Below are 1,477 nucleotides of genomic sequence, written 5' to 3' on the forward strand. Positions count from 1 at the left end.
CATCCGGGCTTCTGTAACGGGCCTTGGTTAGTCAATCCCTTTTTGCGGCATCCTCTCGCCGGGAACCTGCTTCTGTACGGGATCGGCGCGGTGGCCGTCACCTGATGGGGTTCTAGAGAGGAGCAGGCCGGCCAATCTACGGAAGCGTGATCGCATCATTGGATGCGTCGACAACCCGGATGACGGCCTGGCCTGATCCATCGTCCCGGCGAAGGGACTTCGCATCGGGAAGGCTGGTGTGGTACCCGCCCGAAAGCCTGTTTGCTCCTGCTTAGACCGCCATGGCACTTGCCTTGGCAGTTGAGTTGAACGGCACGTTGTCCTTGAGCATCCGAAGCATGATGACGGCAAGCTTGCGCGCCAGCGCTACCTTGGCCTTGCTCATGCCGGCACGCTTGGCGATCCGCATCGCCCAGCTTTTGAGCTGGGCACAGCCCCTGATCGGCTTGGTCAGAATGATGTGAGCAGCCTCATAGAGCGCCTCGCGCACGGAAGCGTCCCCATTTTTGCTGATCCGGCCGGAGTAATCGGTCTCGCCTGACTGGTGCTTCTTCGGTGTCAATCCGAACAGCGGCCCCGCCCGCTTCGATGAGGTGAAGCGAGAGGGATCATCGATGGCGCTGGCGTAGGTCAATGAGATGATCGGTCCTACGGCTGGGGTCGACATCAGCAGCTTGGCCTTGGCATCCAGCAGCGACATTGCCCGCACCCGCTTCTCAAAACCGTTGAACTCGCGCAGCAGCACCATATGAACCGCGAGCGTCGCCGCGGCGATCGCCTCAAGGGCCGGATGGCCGGCCACCAGCTCGCCGATCCGTGTCGCAAAGTTGCGTTTTGTCGTCTTGCCGACCTTCAAGCCGAAGCCACGCAAGATACCTCGCAAGCTGTTCTCGATGTCCTGAAGCTTGGCCTGGATCAGCTTGCGCGCCGTCAGCATCGCGCGGGTCTCCTGCGCGCTCATCGATTTGCAATGCACCGGCCGGAACCAGCCGAGCCGCATCAATTGGGCGATGTTGCGGGCGTCGTTGCGATCCGACTTCACCGGCATCGCCTCGAAGGCATTCCTCACGTGGCGTGTCTCCAGAAGCTCGACGGTGAGACCTGCCTGCTTCATGGCCGCGTAAAGCCACTGCGACAGCGGTCCTGCCTCGAGGCCGATCCTGGAAAGCTCGAACCCCAGCGAACGGAACCAGGCGATCAGCGCCTCCGGCTCGCTTGCGGGTTTGGCCTCCCGAACGATCTTCCCGGTCCCATCAACAACGCACACGCTGGAGCATTCCAATGACACATCGATTCCGGCATAATGGTCCATGGTCGTCTCTCCTCGATGCTTGGAGCAAGGCCTGGCCTCGACTCCGCTACACCATCATGTGAGGGACGACCGCCAACCTTCCAGCCAAGCCGCGCGACGCGCGCATCACATAGCGCCGTAGCTAGCGCGGCTTGGCCGCGGAGGCCGACCCGTTACCCCATCTAC

At 61.9% G+C, this 1,477-nt stretch carries 1 protein-coding gene; it reads right to left on the minus strand.

Going from position 1 to position 1,477, the window contains the following annotated elements; all coding sequences use genetic code 11:
• Nucleotides 1-271: 271 nt before the first annotated feature.
• On the minus strand, nt 272-1,312 hold the full coding sequence (locus AC0L3S_RS39010) for an IS110 family RNA-guided transposase (RefSeq protein ID WP_473267070.1): 1,041 nt from the start codon (nt 1,310-1,312) through the stop codon (nt 272-274).
• Between the last annotated feature and the right edge of the window lie 165 nt (nt 1,313-1,477).

The organism is Bradyrhizobium sp. Ken01, from assembly GCF_055807355.1.